Annotated in this window: 15 protein-coding genes; 8 read left to right on the top strand and 7 right to left on the bottom strand. The window is 70.9% G+C overall.

Annotated elements, in window-relative coordinates; genetic code table 11:
- Positions 1–97: 97 nt before the first annotated feature.
- The 4 genes from PCA76_RS27335 to PCA76_RS27320 all read left to right on the top strand — a co-directional run bounded on the left by PCA76_RS27335 (position 98) and on the right by PCA76_RS27320 (position 4,328).
- Positions 98–391 carry a DUF6412 domain-containing protein gene (locus PCA76_RS27335; protein ID WP_272613321.1) on the top strand — a complete coding sequence of 98 codons (294 nt, stop codon included), beginning with the start codon at positions 98–100 and terminating at the stop codon, positions 389–391.
- 90 nt (positions 392–481) lie between these two features.
- Entirely contained in the window at positions 482–1,237 is a 756-nt protein-coding gene (locus tag PCA76_RS27330) for a YidC/Oxa1 family membrane protein insertase (RefSeq protein ID WP_272613320.1), read from the top strand.
- 71 nt (positions 1,238–1,308) lie between these two features.
- Positions 1,309–2,730, top strand: a complete 1,422-nt coding sequence (locus PCA76_RS27325; RefSeq protein WP_272613319.1) for a carbohydrate-binding protein — start codon at positions 1,309–1,311, stop codon at positions 2,728–2,730.
- Between the two features lie 149 nt (positions 2,731–2,879).
- On the top strand, positions 2,880–4,328 hold the full coding sequence (locus tag PCA76_RS27320; RefSeq protein ID WP_272613318.1) for a chitinase: 1,449 nt from the start codon (positions 2,880–2,882) through the stop codon (positions 4,326–4,328).
- Between the two features lie 51 nt (positions 4,329–4,379).
- Here the strand turns inward: PCA76_RS27320 and PCA76_RS27315 are convergent, their stop codons facing one another.
- Together PCA76_RS27315 and PCA76_RS27310 are read right to left on the bottom strand one after the other, a co-directional pair.
- On the bottom strand, positions 4,380–5,051 hold the full coding sequence (locus PCA76_RS27315; protein ID WP_272613317.1) for a DedA family protein: 672 nt from the start codon (positions 5,049–5,051) through the stop codon (positions 4,380–4,382).
- 71 nt (positions 5,052–5,122) lie between these two features.
- On the bottom strand, positions 5,123–5,737 hold the full coding sequence (locus PCA76_RS27310; protein ID WP_272613316.1) for a DUF1349 domain-containing protein: 615 nt from the start codon (positions 5,735–5,737) through the stop codon (positions 5,123–5,125).
- 80 nt (positions 5,738–5,817) lie between these two features.
- On the opposite strand from PCA76_RS27310, the gene PCA76_RS27305 reads away from it, so the two are divergent.
- Together PCA76_RS27305 and fabG are read left to right on the top strand one after the other, a co-directional pair.
- Entirely contained in the window at positions 5,818–7,470 is a 1,653-nt protein-coding gene (locus PCA76_RS27305) for an alpha-amylase family protein (RefSeq protein ID WP_272619665.1), read from the top strand.
- 43 nt (positions 7,471–7,513) lie between these two features.
- Positions 7,514–8,272 carry a 3-oxoacyl-ACP reductase FabG gene (gene fabG / locus PCA76_RS27300; protein ID WP_272613315.1) on the top strand — a complete coding sequence of 253 codons (759 nt, stop codon included), beginning with the start codon at positions 7,514–7,516 and terminating at the stop codon, positions 8,270–8,272.
- Between the two features lie 54 nt (positions 8,273–8,326).
- Here fabG and PCA76_RS27295 read toward each other — a convergent pair whose 3' ends face one another.
- Positions 8,327–8,743 (bottom strand): hypothetical protein, encoded by a 417-nt coding sequence (locus tag PCA76_RS27295; RefSeq protein ID WP_272613314.1) that lies wholly within the window; start codon positions 8,741–8,743, stop codon positions 8,327–8,329.
- Positions 8,736–9,131 carry a hypothetical protein gene (locus PCA76_RS27290; RefSeq protein WP_272613313.1) on the bottom strand — a complete coding sequence of 132 codons (396 nt, stop codon included), beginning with the start codon at positions 9,129–9,131 and terminating at the stop codon, positions 8,736–8,738. The genes PCA76_RS27295 and PCA76_RS27290 overlap by 8 nt, the downstream gene beginning before the upstream one ends.
- Before the next feature lie 350 nt (positions 9,132–9,481).
- Between PCA76_RS27290 and PCA76_RS27285 the strand changes: the two genes are divergently transcribed.
- Positions 9,482–10,381, top strand: a complete 900-nt coding sequence (locus PCA76_RS27285) for a Gfo/Idh/MocA family protein (protein WP_272619662.1) — start codon at positions 9,482–9,484, stop codon at positions 10,379–10,381.
- A 183-nt stretch (positions 10,382–10,564) separates the two neighbouring features.
- Here the strand turns inward: PCA76_RS27285 and PCA76_RS27280 are convergent, their stop codons facing one another.
- Entirely contained in the window at positions 10,565–10,756 is a 192-nt protein-coding gene (locus PCA76_RS27280; protein ID WP_272613312.1) for a DUF2795 domain-containing protein, read from the bottom strand.
- A 107-nt stretch (positions 10,757–10,863) separates the two neighbouring features.
- Here PCA76_RS27280 and PCA76_RS27275 point away from each other — a divergent pair, with 107 nt between their 5' ends.
- Entirely contained in the window at positions 10,864–12,120 is a 1,257-nt protein-coding gene (locus tag PCA76_RS27275; RefSeq protein WP_272613311.1) for an erythromycin esterase family protein, read from the top strand.
- Positions 12,121–12,239: 119 nt separating this feature from the next.
- Here PCA76_RS27275 and PCA76_RS27270 read toward each other — a convergent pair whose 3' ends face one another.
- Positions 12,240–14,441 carry an MMPL family transporter gene (locus tag PCA76_RS27270; RefSeq protein ID WP_272613310.1) on the bottom strand — a complete coding sequence of 734 codons (2,202 nt, stop codon included), beginning with the start codon at positions 14,439–14,441 and terminating at the stop codon, positions 12,240–12,242.
- Positions 14,441–15,028 (bottom strand): TetR/AcrR family transcriptional regulator, encoded by a 588-nt coding sequence (locus tag PCA76_RS27265; protein ID WP_272613309.1) that lies wholly within the window; start codon positions 15,026–15,028, stop codon positions 14,441–14,443. The genes PCA76_RS27270 and PCA76_RS27265 overlap by 1 nt, the downstream gene beginning before the upstream one ends.
- Positions 15,029–15,120: the final 92 nt, after the last annotated feature.

Here is a 15,120-nt window from a genome sequence, read left to right as displayed (position 1 = left end):
CCGGGAAACGTGGCGGCGGCACGTCGTCCTCGACGGACCGGTCAGGTAGGGCCGCGATTCGGTCAGACGGCGTGACACCGGGTCCTATGCTGAGCCCGTGCCGGTGTCGCTGGGGTTGTTCGGGGTCGCGTGGATGTCCGCGTTCGCCCAGCTCACCCTGCTCTCCGGTCGGCCGGTCGACCTGCTCGCGGGTGCCGCGCTGACCGCCCTGGTGCTGCTCGCCGTGGTGCTGGCGGCGGGGGTGCGCGGTCGCTCGGGTGCGCCCGGCGCCGCGCCGCGTTGGGCCGGTCTACGGGCCCGCTCCCGTGGTCGCCGAGTGCCCCGGCAGATCGATCCGGACGCCGCCGGTCGACCTCGTCCCCGTGCCCCGGGACACCCCTCGGCCGCGTAGCGCCACGCCGCCGCGCGGCCGATCCCGCCGTCACCGGTCCCCCTGCTGAGCGGGGAGGGCCTCACCGGAATCGGACCCGAGGGGTTTCCCATGCTTGCCTTCGCACCACTGCACGGCGCTGTCGGCGCTGCCGGCACCGCGCTGTCCTGGCTCACCGATCTGCTCGAACCGCTGGCCGGCGGCATGGCGACCGCCGTCGCCATCGTCCTCTTCACCATCGCCGTCCGACTGCTGATCTCGCCGCTCACCGTCGCGCAGGTCCGCGGCGAGCGACGCCGCGCGGCGCTCGCCCCACAGGTGCGTGACCTCCAGCAGCGGTACGCCGACGACCCGGCGACGCTTCAGCGTGAGGTGTTCGCGTTGTACCGGGAGGCCGGCGCCAACCCGATCGCCGGCTGCCTGCCGTTGCTGCTCCAGGCGCCGTTCCTGCTGGTCCTCTACCGGCTATTCACCACGAGTGAGGGCGGCACCGGGCTGCTGGACGAGCGGCTTGCCGGGGTGTCGCTGGGCCACCATCTCAGCGACGGCCTGTCCGGGGCGGCCGGTCCGCTCTTCGCCGTGCTGCTGGCTGTGCTCGTGGCGGTGGCGTGGTGGTCGTCCCGGAGGGCCCGCCGGGCGTCGGCAGCCGTGGGCACGGTGGCCGGTACGCCGACCGAGGGGCCGGGCGCGGCCGTGCTGGGACGGTTGCTGCCCCTGCTGCCGTTCACGACGGTGCTGGTGGCGCTGGTGCTGCCACTCGCTGCGGTGATCTACCTGGTGACCACGAGCGTGTGGTCGGCGATCGAGCAGGCGGTGCTCCGCCGACCGCAGGCGGTTCCGTCGAGCATCGATACAGATCGACGTTGACAACTCTCCCCGCGAGACGTACAACTCTGAGAGAGCGCTCTCTCGACCCGTCCCCGCAGAGAGGCACGTCCATGGCACCTCCTCCGGCGGCCACCGCCGCCCCGCCCGTCCGACGACGCCTGCTGGCGTCCGTCCTGCTTGTCGCCACCACTACCGCCCTGGCCGGCATCACCGTGACCGCGCAGGCCGCCGTTCCGCCCCCCGCCGCCGGCTGGAGCACGGTCTGGAGCGACGACTTCACCGGCGCGGCCGGTACCCTGCCGTCGGCCGCCAACTGGATCATCGACACCGGGCACAACTATCCCGGCGGCCCGGCCAACTGGGGCACCGGCGAGATCCAGAACTACACCGCCAGCACCGCCAACGTCAGCCACGACGGCGGCGGCAACCTGCGGATCACGCCACTGCGCGACGGTGGGGGCGGCTGGACCTCCGCCCGGATCGAGACCGTGCGCAGCGACTTCAAGGCCCCGGCCGGTGGCGTGCTGGCCATCGAGGGTCGGATCCAGATGCCGAACGTCACCGGTGCCGCGGCGGCCGGCTACTGGCCCGCGTTCTGGGCGCTCGGCGCCCCCTACCGGGGCAACTACCAGAACTGGCCGGGCATCGGCGAGTTCGACGTGATGGAGAACGTCAACGGCATCAACTCGGTCTGGGGCGTGCTGCACTGCGGCGTCGCCCCGGGCGGGCCGTGCGACGAGTTCAACGGCATCGGCGCGTCCCGGGCCTGCCCGGGTGCCAGCTGCCAGTCCGCTTTCCACACCTACCGGTTCGAGTGGGACGCCTCGATCAGCCCACAGCAACTGCGCTGGTACGTCGACGGACAGCTCTTCCACACCGTCACCCAGAGTCGGGTCGGCGAGCCGGCCTGGTCGCAGATGACCTCGCACGCGGGCTATTTCCTGCTGCTGAACGTGGCGATGGGCGGCGCGTTCCCGAACGGTGTGGCCGGCAGCGGCACGCCCACCGCGTCGACCGTCCCGGGCCGGCCGATGCTGGTCGACTACGTGGCGGTGTACCGCCGCGGTGGCGGGACCACCCCGCCGCCCACCACGCCACCGCCCACCACGCCGCCGCCCAGCGGCACGAGGGACGCGTACGGGCAGATCCAGGCCGAGGCGTTCAGCGCGCAGAACGGCGTGATCGTCGAGGCGTGCGCTGAGGGTGGGCAGAACATCGGCGCGCTGCGTAACGGGGACTGGGTGCGCTACGACAACGTCGAGTTCGGCTCCACGCCGGCACGGGACTTCGTGGCGCGGGTGGCCTCCGGCGCGGCGAGCGGGGTGAGCGGTCTGGTCGAGGTGCGGCTGGACAGCCCGACGGCGGCGCCCATCGGCAGCTTCGCGATCGGCAACACCGGCGGCTGGCAGAGCTGGCGCTCGGTGCCCGGCAATGTCGGCGCGGTGACCGGCCGGCACGCCGTCTACCTCACCTTCACCAGCGGCCAACCGAACGACTTCGTCAACGTCAACTGGTTCACCTTCCGCCGCTGAGGCGGGCGCCTTCCGGGTCTCCCGCCGCGTGGCCGCGCGGCGGGAGACCCGATCGCCGCGTCGACCTCTGGACAGAAACAGTTAACTGTCTTAATAATTAGCGCCAACGTTGATGTCCATGAATGCCCGTCCCGGGCGTGGAGGGTCGCATGAAACCTGCCAGATCCCTTGTCCTGTCCCTGGTCGCCGCACTCGCGGCGACGCTCGGCGCGGCGTGGGTGGCGCTGCCGGCCTTCGCCGCCGGGCCCACCGCCAGTTTCGTCAAGACCGCCGAGTGGGGGGCCGGCTGGGAGGGGAAGTACACCATCACCAACGGCGGCGGCTCGACCATCAACGGCTGGAGCCTCGCCTTCGACCTGCCGGCCGGCACCACCCTCGGCAGCTACTGGGACGCGTTGCTCAGCTCCTCCGGCCAGCGGCACACCTTCACCAACAGGTCCTGGAACGGCAGCATCGCCCCGGGCGCCTCGGTCTCCTTCGGCTTCCTGGCCAGCGGCTCCGGCTCGCCGAGCGGCTGCCAGCTCAACGGTGCGGCCTGCGGCGGCGGCACCCCGCCCACCACGCCACCGCCCACCACGCCACCGCCCACCACGCCACCGCCCACCACGCCACCGCCCACCACGCCGCCTCCGACGACCCCGCCTCCCACGACCCCGCCGCCGACGACCCCACCTCCGACGACCCCGCCGCCCACCGGTGGGCTGCCGAAGCACCTGCTCACCGGGTACTGGCACAACTTCGACAACCCCGCCGTCGAGCTGCGGCTACGCGACGTCCCCGCCGACTACGACCTGGTGGCGGTCGCCTTCGCCGAGGCCACCGCGACGCCCGGTGCGCTCACCTTCGGCATCGACCCCGGGCTCGCCGCGTCGCTCGGCGGCTACACCGACGCGGACTTCACCGCGGACGTCCGCACCCTGCACGCACGCGGCACACGGGTGATCCTCTCGGTCGGCGGTGAAACCGGCCGGGTCACCGTGAACGACACCGCCTCGGCCACCGCGTTCGCCGACACGGCTGCCGCGCTGATCGCCCGTTACGGCTTCGACGGGATCGACATCGACCTGGAGAACGGGCTCAACCCGACGTACATGGCCCAGGCGCTGCGAGCGCTCCGGGCCAAGGTCGGAGCCGGTCTGATCATCGCAATGGCGCCGCAGACCATCGACATGCAGTCCCCAGCCGGCGGCTACTTCAAGTTGGCCCTGGACATCAAGGACATCCTCACCGTGGTCAACACCCAGTTCTACAACTCCGGGGCGATGCTCGGCTGCGACCAGAATGCCGCGTACGCCCAGGGCACGGTGAACTTCATCGTCGCGTTGGCCTGCATCCAGTTGGAGGCCGGGCTCCGCCCCGACCAGGTCGGCCTCGGCCTGCCCGCCGGAGCCGGGGCGGCCGGTGGCGGCATCGTCGCGCCCAGCGTGGTCAACGCCGCCCTGGACTGCCTGGCCCGGGGCACCAACTGCGGCAGCTTCCGCCCGCCGCGCACCTATCCCGGCATCCGGGGCGCGATGACCTGGTCGGTCAACTGGGACGTCAGCAACGGCAACGGCTTTGCCCGCACCGTGGCCCCGCACCTGGACACCCTGCCCTGACAGCCCTCGCTGGCGTCCGTCCAGGGTGCCAGCGGTAACCGGTAGCGCGGATCAGCGACCGGCGGTCACCGACCGCCGGTCGTCGCGCTCCCGGCGCCGGCGGACCTTACGGATCACCCAACTGGCCGCCATGACGACGAAGATCGCGACGATCGCGTAGTTGAACCAGTCGCTGTATTGGGCCACGTCCTGCCACTGGCTGCCGAGCGCGTAGCCGGCCCCGACGATGAGACCGTTCCACACCCCGCTGCCGATGGTGGTGAGCAGGATGAACTCGCCCAGCGGCATCCGGTTGGCCCCGGCCGGCACGGAGACCAGGCTGCGGACCACCGGCACCACCCGGCCGATCAGCACCGCCCACCGGCCGTGCCGCTCGAACCAGCGGTCGGCCTTCTCCAGGTCGTCGCGGTCCACCAACGGTATGCGGTCGAGCCAGCGCTTGAGCCGTTCCTCGCCGAGCGCCGCGCCGAGCCAGTAGAGCACCAACGCGCCGACCAGCGAGCCGGCCGTCGCGGCCAGCGTCACGACCACGACGTTGAACTGGCCCTCGTGGGCCAGAAAGCCGGCCATCGCCAGCACGATTTCGCTGGGGATCGGCGGGACGATGCTCTCCAGCGCGACCAGCAGCGCCACGCCGACCGGGCCCATCGCCTCGATCACGGTGGCCACCCAACCGGTCAACCCGGTGAACTCGGACGGGTCGCCAGCCTGGACGTACGCCATTGGTCGTCCTTCCGCGTCGGCTGTGGGGATCGGACTGTCATACCCACTGACGTGTCGTCCACACCTGCCGGTCAGTGCTCCGGGTGCAGCGCGGTGTCCGCCGGTCCCTGCCGCCAGCCGGTGAACACCACGGTAAGACCGGCCCGGGACGGCGCGCAGCAGAACGGGCCGGCCATGGCCTCGGCCGCCGGGTCCAGCGGGGTGAGCCGAACCAGTCGCCACGGCTCGTCGTCGGCTCTGGCGCGGACGGTCAACGCGTCGCCGGCCCGGCTGACCCGGACGGTCACCTCCCGGCCTGCCCACTCCGGCACCGGCGCCACCGACCAGTCGGAGAACTCCCGGGTCACCACCGCGCCGAGCTGCGACTCGCCGTCGCTCATCTCGACGCCGGCCTTGGTCCAGGTCCGTTCGTCGACGCGGACGAGCGCACCGGCCTGGTCGAACTGCGCCGAGAAGTCGAGCCGGAAGCTCACCTCCATGGCGGAGCCGACCGGCAGCGGTGCCAGCAGGGCCGGTCCGTTGTCGTGGACGAAGCCGTAGCTGGTCCGCCGCCAGAAGTCGCTCTCCGCCGCCGGTTCGACGACCAGCTCACCGGACGGGCCCTCCTCGACGCGTACCGGCGGGTGCAGCCAACTGCCCCGGGACCAGTCCAACGGTTCGCTCGACGGTACGAGGTCGATCTCCATGCTCGGCACGGTAACCCACCGTGGTCTGTGGCCCGCGGAGCTGGTTTGCCGCGATGATCAACGGGAGATGTTTCTCCGGCATGGGTGACCGTTGGTATTCCGAAGCCGTCGTCTACTGCCTCGACATCGACACGTACGCCGACTCAGACGGCGACGGGGTCGGTGACATTCGTGGGTTGATCGGGAGGCTGGACTACCTGGCCCGGCTGGGGGTGACCTGCCTGTGGCTGCACCCGATCCACCCGTCGCCCAACCGCGACGACGGCTACGACGTCACCGACTTCTACAACGTGGACCCGCGCTTCGGCACCCTGGGCGACTTCGCCGAGCTGCTGCACCAGGCACAGAACCGGGGCATCCGCGTGATCATCGACCTTGTGGTCAACCACACCTCCGACGAGCACCCGTGGTTCCAGTCGGCCCGTTCCTCGCCGGACTCGCCGTACCGTGACTGGTTCCTCTGGTCCGACACCGAACCGGACGACCGGCACCAGGGCATGGTCTTCCCCGGTGAGCAGAAGGAGACCTGGAGCTACGACCGGACCGCCAAGGCGTGGTTCTACCACCGGTTCTACAAGTTCCAGCCGGATCTCAACTTCGGCAACCCGCAGGTGCGGGCGGAGATCAAGAAGATCATGTCGTTCTGGCTCCAGCTCGGCGTCTCCGGCTTCCGGATGGACGCGGTGCCGTTCATCATCGAGCTCACCGAGCCGGGCAACCCGAACTCCCCGAAGGACTTCGAGTTCCTCACCGAAATGCGCCAGCACGTGCAGTGGCGGCGCGGCGACGCCGTCCTGCTGGCCGAGGCGAACGTCGAGCCGGACCAACTGCCGACCTTCTTCGGTGACGCCAGCGGCTCCGGCAACCGCATCCACATGCTCTTCGACTTCATGCTCAACGGGCGGCTCATGCTGGCCCTGGCCCGGCAGGACCCGGAGTCGTTGATCGAGGCGCTACGCGACACCCCGAAGCTTCCCGTCGGCGGCCAGTGGGCCACCTTCCTGCGCAACCACGACGAGATCGACCTGTCCCGGCTGACCACCGAACAGCGCAACCAGGTGTACGCGGAGTTCGGCCCGGACGAGAACATGCGCATCTACGACCGGGGTATCCGTCGCCGGCTCGCCCCGATGCTCGGCAATGACCGGCGGCGCATCGAGCTGGCGTACGCCCTGCAGTTCTCGATGCGCGGCACGCCGGTGCTGCGCTACGGCGAGGAGATCGGGATGGGCGAGGACCTGTCGCTGCCCGGCCGGGAGGCGATCCGTACCCCGATGCAGTGGTCGTACCAGCCGAATGCCGGCTTCTCCACGGCGGACCCGGAGAAGCTGGTCCGCCCGATCATCGACAAGGGTGAGTTCGGCTACCAGAACGTCAACGTCACCGCCCAGCGGGGCGACTCGAAGTCGCTGCTCGCCTGGTTCGAGCGCATGATCCGTACGCTGCGCGAGGCCCCGGAGATCGGCTCCGGCTCGACCACCCACATCGACGTGGCGATGCCGGCCGGAGTGCTCGCACACCGGGCGGACGGGCCGACCGGGACGATGGTGTTCGTGCACAACCTGGGCACCGAGGACGTCGAGGTGGACCTCAGCAGTCTCGAGCCGGAGGCCGACCTGCCGATCGACGTGCTCGCCGACCGCGGCTACGGGGAGCTGGGCAAGCTCGGCGCGGTGAAGGTCTCCGGCCACGGATACCGGTGGATTCGCCTATGCCGAGGGCCGGCCTGTTGACGTTAAGCTCCTCCGATCGACCCCACGTTACCGGGAGGTAATCATGTCGGAGGAGCCCCGCGTCGCCATCGTCACCGGAGCCGCACGCGGTATCGGCGCGGCCACCGCCCGGCGGTTGGCCGCCGACGGAATGGCCGTCGCCGTGGTCGACATCGAGGAGGCGGCCACCAAGGAGACGGTGGATGCCATCGCCAGTGCCGGTGGTCGGGCGCTCGGTGTGGGCGCCGACGTCTCGGACCGGGACCAGGTCGAGGCGGCGGTGGGCCGTGTCGCCGCCGAACTGGGCGCGCCCACCGTTCTCGTCAACAACGCCGGTGTCCTCCGCGACAACCTGCTGTTCAAGATGACCAACGCCGACTGGGACACCGTGATGGGGGTGCACCTGCGCGGCGCGTTCCTGTTCAGCCAGGCCGCCCAGAAGCACATGGTGGACCGCAAGTGGGGGCGGATCGTCAACCTCTCCAGCACCTCCGCGCTGGGCAACCGGGGCCAGGCGAACTACGCCGCCGCCAAGGCCGGCCTGCAGGGCTTCACCAAGACGCTCGCCATCGAGCTGGGGCCGTTCGGGGTGACCGTCAACGCGGTCGCGCCCGGCTTCATCGTCACCGACATGACCGCGGCCACCGCCGCCCGGATGAAGGTCGACTTCGACGACTTCCAGAAGCACGCCGCAGCCGAGATCCCGGTCCGTCGCCCGGGCCGGCCGGACGACGTCGCGCACACCATCTCGTTCCTGACGAGCGAGGGTGCCGGCTTCGTCTCCGGCCAGGTCATCTACGTCGCTGGCGGCCCACGGGACTGACCCGTACTCCCGACGAGGGCGCTCCTTCGCGGAGGGGACGCCCTCGTCGCTGGGTCAGGCGGGGCTGCGGCGGGTGCGCCAGAGCCAGATCAGGCCGAGCACCGGCAGCACCAGCGGGATGTAGCCGTACCCGCTGCCGAACTGCGACCAGACCGTCTCGTCGGGGAAGAGCTCCTTGTCGACCAGGCTCAGGATGCCGACCGCGACCACCCCGACCAGCTCCACGGAGCAGCACACCAACGCGACCCGTCGGCCGGTGTGCCCGGCGCGGGCCAACCCCACCGCCGCCACGATGTAGATGAGCGCGGCCACACCGGACAGCAGGTACGCCACGGGCGCCTCGTCGAGCTTGGTGGCGATCTGCAGGCCGGCCCGGCTTGTCGCCGCGATGGCGAAGAGCAGGTAGACCGCGATCAGCAGCCGGCCCGGGCCGGCGTTCGTGGCGCGTCCGCCCGGTCGTGTCTCAACCACCGAGCACCTCCCAGGTCTGCTGCAACCGGACCACCACCACCGGGGCCACCAGGCAGACCGCGCAGACGATCGCCGAGCCCCAACGGGTCGGCTCCATCCGGGCCAGCACCCAGGCCAACGGCGGCAGGCACACCAGCGTGACCAGGTAGCCGAAGAAGGCACCGGGCTCACCGGGTCGGTCCCCACCGCCGACCGCGACCAGCGCCAGCACGCTCAACACGAGCAGGGCCAGTTCGAGGATGGCCAGGCCGATGAACTGCACCCGGTCCGGCGGTCGGTGGCGCACCGTCGCCACCAGCGCCCATGCCGCGACGAGCAGCGACAGCACGATCGATGTCGTCGCCAGGATCCCGTCCACCGGTGAGTTGGCCGCCGCCGCGCTGGTCATCGGCCGAACCTGGTCGTTGCCTCGGTCACCGGCACAGCCTACTAACCGTCGTAGTAAGCGGCTGACCCCCGTCTCGGCACCGCCCGCCGAGCCCGCCCGACGCCCGTCCACCCAGGCCGCGGGCGGGTCCAATGATCCGCGCACTTTCGGGGAAACTGCTGCCTCCGAGCGTCTTGAATCAGCACTATCCCTGAAGCTGCGCGGATCTTGGAATGCTTCTGCGGGGGCGTTGCGGAGCGAACTGGACGGGTCGGTTGGTCGACCCTCCGCCGGGGCGGCGGGCGGGGCGACTAGCGTGGATCACGTCCGTGGCGATGCCACGGCGAAGGAAATAGGCGGAGGTACACGTGCTGCGGTTCGGCTTGTTCGGCACCGGTCACTGGGCGATCGAGACGCACGGGAAGGCGCTGCACGCACACCCGGACGCAGAGCTGGTCGGAGTGTGGGGCCGTAACCCGGAGCGGGCCTCGGTGCTGGCCGAGCTGTACGGGGTGCCTGCCTTCGCCGACATCGATGCGCTGATCGAGGAGTGCGAGGCGGTCGCCGTCGCGCTGCCGCCGGACATCCAGGCCGACATCGCGGTCCGGGCGGCCGCCGCCGGCCGGCACCTGCTGCTGGACAAGCCGCTGGCGCTCAGCGTGGCCGATGCCGACCGGGTGGTGGCCGCCGCCGAGGAGTCCGGGGTCGCCTCGGTCGTCTTCTTCACCCAACGGTTCCAGCCGAACGTGACCGCTTTCCTCGCCGCCACCGCCGCCGCCGGGGGTTGGCAGCACGGTCGAACCACCGCGTTCGCCTCGATCTTTCAGGACGGCAGCCCGTACGGCGGCTCGTTGTGGCGCCGGGAGCACGGCGCACTCTGGGACATCGCCCCGCACGCGCTCTCCATCCTCCTGCCGGTGCTGGGTCGGGTGACCCAGGTGGCAGCGATGGACGGGCCGAGCGGGATGGTGCACCTGCTGCTCACCCACGAGGGCGGCGCCACGAGCAGCGCCTCGCTCTCCCTGGACGCCCCGACCGAGTCGATGGCCCGGGAGTTCGTCTTCTACGGCGAGAACGGCATCGAGACCGTCCCGTTCGGCGAGAACGACGCCGCCACGGCGTTCGGAGTCGCGATCGACCAGCTCGTCGAGCAGGTGCAGGCCGGTACCCGAGATCACCGCTGCGACGTCCGCTTCGGGCGTGAGGTCGTCAGCATCCTCGCCGCCGCCGAAACCGCCCGCACCGAATCCCGCACCATCCCCATCCCCTAACCCCCACCCCGCGCGCCCCGCGGGCCCCTGCCCCGCGCGCCCCGCGCGCCGCCCACCCCTGCCCCGCGCGCCCCGCGCCCCCGCCCCGCGCCACCCTTGCCCCGCCGATCTAGGGCATATCGTCGTTGGATGATCTCCGATGACAGCGATATGCCCTAGATCGACGAGAACGGGGGCGCGTGGTTAGGAGAGGGTGGTTAGCGCGGCGTTCAGTTCGTCTGGTGAGTCGAACTGCTCTGCTGGCAACGACTGCAACATCTGCAACATCGGCGTGCTGGCCCCGTTCTCCTGCCCCCAGCGGATCAGATCCTGCCGGGACACCGGGTAGTCGAGCCCGGCCAGGTACTCCTGCAACTGAACCCCGGTGACGGTCATGCCGGCCGGCTACCCACTCGCTGTGGCCGTACACCGGCCCGGCGGCCGGCGTGTCGGCCCGCGACGCGCCCACGGTTTGCCGCAGCGGCGGCCGGGTAGCCGCTGGCATGCTGGTTCAGCGGCTCGGCGCGCCGAGCGATTTCGACCCGTTGCTGGAGCGCGTTCGGGACGCCCGGGTGGTGATGATCGGTGAGTCCACCCACGGCAGTTACGACTACTACCGGTTGCGTGAGCAGCTCACCCGCCGGTTGATCGCGGAGTGCGGCTTCTCCTTCGTGGCGGTGGAGGGCGACTGGCCGGACTGTGACCGGGTGCACCGCTCGGTGACCGCCGCGCCGGGAGGCGCACTCGAACCGCAGCGCGCGCTCGACCAGTTCGAGCGCTGGCCGACCTGGATGTGGGCCAACGCCGAGGTGGCCCGGTTCGCCAGCTGGCTGCGGGCCTGGAATGTGGAGCGGCCGGAGGATCAACGCGCCGGGTTCCACGGGCTCGACGTGTACAGCCTCTGGGAGTCGATGCAGGCGATCTTCGACTACCTGGGGGAGGAGGAGCCGCTGTCGCTGGAGGCGGCGCAGGACGCGTACCGCTGCTTCGAGCCGTACGGCAAGCGGGTCGAGGAGTACGGCGCGGCCAGCCGGTTCGTCTCCGCCCGGTGCGAGGAGGAAGTGGTCCGGTTGCTCGCGCGGACCCGCGAACATGCCCTCTCCGACGGTCCGGACCGTTTCTCGGCCTGGCAGAACGCGGAGGTGGTGGCCGGCGCGGAGCGCTACTACCGGGCGATGGTGGCTGGTGGTCCGGACTCCTGGAACATCCGCGACACCCATATGCAGGACACCCTGGACCGGCTGCTGGACCGGTACGGCCCGGACGCGCGGGGGATCGTCTGGGCACACAACACGCATGTCGGCGACGCACGGGCCACCGACATGGCTGCGGACGGGATGGTCAACATTGGTCAGTTGGCCCGGGAACGGCACGGCGACGACGCGGTGGCCCTGATTGGCTTCGGTAGCTACCGGGGCACGGTGATCGCCGCACCCCGCTGGGGTTCGCCTCCCGAGCCGATGGTGGTGCCTCCCGCTCGGGAGGGGTCGGTCGAGCGGCGGCTGCACGAGCTGATGCCGGAGCGGGCGGTGCTGATCTTCGGTGGCGACGACCAGCCGGGCTGGGTCACCGACACCGCGGACCATCGGGCGATCGGGGTCGTCTACGACCCGTCCTTCGAGTCCTGGGGCAACTACGTGCCGACGCGGCTCGGCGACCGGTACGACGCCTTCATCTGGTGCGACGAGACCACCGCCCTGCACCCGCTGCCGGTCACGGCGCTCCCCGGCGAGATGGAAACGTACCCAGCCGGGGTCTGACCGAGGTTGCCGCGCCGATCATGGAGTTGTGGTGCTGGGCGAATGCCTCTCATCGGGGCACAACGGGCACCACAACTCCATGATCGACCGGGTGGGGCGAGAGTGGGGCGAGGGTGCGGTTAGACCCGCGTCGGGGTGCGGTCCGTTAGGTGCTCGCGCAGGCCCTCGCCCTCGATGTCGACGTTCGGAAGGGCTCGGTTGAGCCAGCGGGGAAGCCACCAGGCGCGGTCACCGAGCAGGGACATCACCGCAGGCACGATGGTCATCCGGACCACGAACGCGTCGATGGCCACGCCGATGGCGAGCGCGAAGCCCATCGACTTGATGATCGGGTCGTCGAGGAACACGAAGCCGCCGAAGACGGACATCATGATCAGCGCGGCGGCGGTGACCACCCGGGCACCGTGGCCCATGCCGCTGATAGTGGCCTCGCGCGCGCTGTCGCCGTGCACGAAGTCCTCCCGCATCCGGGAGACCAGGAACACCTCGTAGTCCATGGCCAACCCGAACAGGATGCCGATCAGCAAGATGGGTAGGAAGCTGACCAGCGGGGCCGGGGTGTCCAGGCCGACCAGGTCGGCGAGGTGGCCCTGCTGGAAGATCGCCACCGTGATGCCGAACGTGGCGGCCACGGTGAGCAGGAAACCAAGTGCCGCCTTGAGCGGCACCAGCAGCGAGCGGAACACCAGCATCAGCAGCAGCACCGAGAGCCCGACCACCAGCAGCAGGTAGATCGGCAGCGCGTCGGAGAGCTTCTCCGAGACGTCGATACCGACCGCGGTGGCGCCGGTGAGCAGCACCTCGGCGCCCTTGACCCCGCCGACCGCATCGCGAACCTCGTGCACCAGGGTCTCGGTGGCCTCGTCGGTCGGGCCGGTCTTCGGTATCACTCCGAGCAGCGCGGTCCGGCCGTCCGGGCTCAGCTGCGGCGGCGCCACCGCGAGGACGTTCTCGGTTCGCTGGATCATTGCCGTGACCTGCGGCACCGCAGCCGCGGTCGCCTGCGCGTCGTCGCCCGCCACGACCACCGCGAGCCGGCCGGTGAAGCCCGGACCGAAGCCCTCGGTGGTCAGGTCGCTCGCCACCCGGGCGGGGGAGCCCACCGTAGCCGCGCTGGCGTCCGGCAGGGCCAGCCGCATGTCCGGCGTGGGCAGCGCGAGCAGCCCCAGGCCGAGCAGCGAGACCAGGATGACCGGCACCCGGAAGCGGGTGACGAACCGTGCCCAGCGGAAGCCGAACCCGGAGCGGTCCTCGACCGGCAGCGTCTCTTCGCCCACCGGGTCGTTCGGCGCGGCGGCGTCGACCGCGGAGCGCAGCCGGCGCGGGAGCACCCGGTTGCCGGCGAAGCCCAGCAGTGCGGGCTGGAGGGTGATCGCCACGAGCACGGCGATGGTGACCGTGGCGGCAGCGGCGAGGCCCATCACGGTGAGGAACGGGATGTTCACCACGGCAAGCCCGGCCAGCGCGATGACCACGGTGGCGCCCGCGAAGACCACGGCGGAACCGGCGGTACCCACGGCCCGGCCGACCGCCTCCTCCGGGGACAGCCCTTCGAGCAGGTTCTGTCGGTGCCGAGAGGTGATGAACAGCGAGTAGTCGATACCGACGGCGAGGCCGAGCATCAGCGCCAGGATCGGCGCGGTGCTGGTCAACTCGATGACGCCGCTCAGCGCGAACAGACCGGCCATGCCGACGCCCACGCCGATCAGCGCGTTGAGCATGGTCATTCCGGCGGCGACCAGTGAACCGAACGTGATGATCAGGACGATCGCGGCGACCAGTACGCCGAGCGCCTCGGTGGAGCCGATCTCCGGCTCACCACCCAGCACCTCGCCGCCCGGGGCGACCTGCCAACCCTTCGCCTCAACGGAAGCGCCGACCTCCTCGTACGCGGCGCGCTGTTCGTCGGTCACCTCGTCGCCGCCGGTGGCGAACTGGACCTGGACCAGCGCGTACCGGCCGTTGGGCGAGACCGCGCCGACCTGGAGCGGGTCGACCGCGCCGACCACGCCGGGCAGTGTCGAGGCCTCCTGGACCAGTTCCTGCACCACGGCCTGGCCCTGCGGGGTCCCCAGTTGGCCGTCAGCCGGTGCCTTGACCGCGATGGTGCCGGTGGCGCCGCTGGCCGCGGGGAACTGTTCGGCCAGCAGGTCCAGCGCGCGCTGGCTCTCGGTGCCGGGCATGGTGAAGTTGCTCGCCGTCGGGCCGCGCAGGGTCGCCGCGGCCAGGCCGGCGACGACGAGTACGACGAGCCAGAGCGCGACGACGAGCCGTCGCCGGCGCAACGCGCCCCGGCCGAGCCGGTAGAGCAGGGTGGCCATCAGGAGTCCTTGTCCTCGGTCGTGGGTGGTTGGGGCAGGGGTGCGTCGACGGGTTCGATGGCCCGCCGGACGAGGGTGAGCAGGGCGGGGCGCAGTTCGTCGTCGGGGATGTCGACGAACTCGGCGCATGCCTCGGAGATGCCGGCGAGCAGCACCAGCGCGGCGATCCGGGCACCGGGCCGGTCGGAATGCCCGGCCAACGCGTCCCGCAGCCGATCGGAGATCTGCTGGATGTGCGCGAAGGCCGGCTGGCACAGCAGCTCCGGGAATTCGCCGCGCAGTACCGCGATCTCTCGTCGGAACCGGACCGCGAGGTCGACGAAGCCGGTCGCGGCGACCTCCTGGGCGGCCGCGCCGGTCAGGCCGGTGAGCTGGTCGTCGAGGTCGCGCAGCACCCCGATCGCGGGAGCCATCAGCTCGGCGAGCAGGGCTTCCTTGTTGGCGAAGTGGTAGAGCACCGTGGCCTTGGAGCAGCCGACCTCGCGGGCGATGTCCTGCAGGGAGGTGCCGCGGTAGCCGGTCACCCCGAACTGTCGCGCCGCCGCGGCGAGGATCTCGCCGTGCGTCTCGGACACCGCTCTGGCCATCACTGGTCCACCTCCGCAAACCAGCATGCCTGACCGATCGGTCAGACCTGACCGATCGGTCAGAGAACCTTGGTGGCGTTCCCCACACCCCG

It is taken from the genome of Micromonospora sp. LH3U1 (genome assembly GCF_028475105.1).
Taxonomy (GTDB): domain Bacteria; phylum Actinomycetota; class Actinomycetes; order Mycobacteriales; family Micromonosporaceae; genus Micromonospora.
Note: the sequence above shows the minus strand (reverse complement) of the source record. Positions and strands in the feature narration are given on the sequence as shown.